This window comes from Streptococcus sp. GMD6S (assembly GCF_000297015.1).
The window spans coordinates 1-894 of sequence record NZ_AJRH01000194.1; the positions used below are offsets into that span (position 1 = coordinate 1).

The 894-nt window shown below is 40.0% G+C and carries 1 protein-coding gene and 1 pseudogene; both read right to left on the reverse strand.

Annotated elements, in window-relative coordinates; all coding sequences use genetic code 11:
- Window positions 1-199: 199 nt before the first annotated feature.
- On the reverse strand, window positions 200-616 hold the full coding sequence (locus GMD6S_RS09620) for a GNAT family N-acetyltransferase (RefSeq protein ID WP_000628402.1): 417 nt from the start codon (window positions 614-616) through the stop codon (window positions 200-202).
- An 11-nt stretch (window positions 617-627) separates the two neighbouring features.
- A pseudogene (locus tag GMD6S_RS09625) lies at window positions 628-894 on the reverse strand (GNAT family N-acetyltransferase); the annotation flags it as partial.

Consider the following 894-nt stretch of genomic DNA (forward strand, 5'->3'; position numbering starts at 1 on the left):
AGTTTGGGATTTCATTAAATAAAGGGTACTCAATGAAAATCGAAATCAGACTAGGCAGATAGGCGCAAGCATAACTATAGTTAGCTAAGTCGACTCTAACGAAGGTTGATGAGATTTTCGAAGAGTATTAGGAGGTCTTTATTTAATAACTATATAATACACGAGGAGACTTAAACTTTACTTAAGAAAAAATATTTTTTTATCTTTTTCGATCCACCCAAATCATTCCTGTACAATCATAAGTAGATAAGGCTTCAAATCCCAGAGAACGATAGAATCCCAAAGTTTTTTCTGTCTGTTCGGTCACTAGTTGGACTTGATAGGCATCTTTGTAATCACCTAAAGCCTCTTTCATCAAGTCGCTACCAATCCCTTGGCGCTGATAGCTAGGCAAAACGATCAAATCCTGGACAAAAATTGATGAAAAACCATCTCCGACCAAACGGACCAAGCCCACCACGGCATCGCCATCAAGTGCCAGATAAATTGCTAATGAGTTAGATAAGGCCTTCTCCAACATCTGAGGTTGATGTGTATAATTTGTCCAACCGACAGCCTGATAGAGATGCAAAACATCCTCTAACTTGACAATTTCTTGCTTTTTAATAGTGATCATGTCAACACCTCTTAAAGTTCTCTCAAGCTCTTGTACTGCCGTCCATTTTTATCAAAATTTTCAGGAGCCAACCATGTTTCTAAACGAGCTTTGACTTGAGGTCAGTCCTTATCAATCATAGACAACCAATCCGTATCCCTCGTGCGCCCCTTATAAACAACTGCCTTGCGGAAGGTTCCTTCATAAACAAAGCCCAAACGCTCCGCAGCTCGTCTTGATGGCAGATTTAGAGCATCGCATTTCCACTCATAGCGACGATAGTTAAGCTCCTCAAAAAC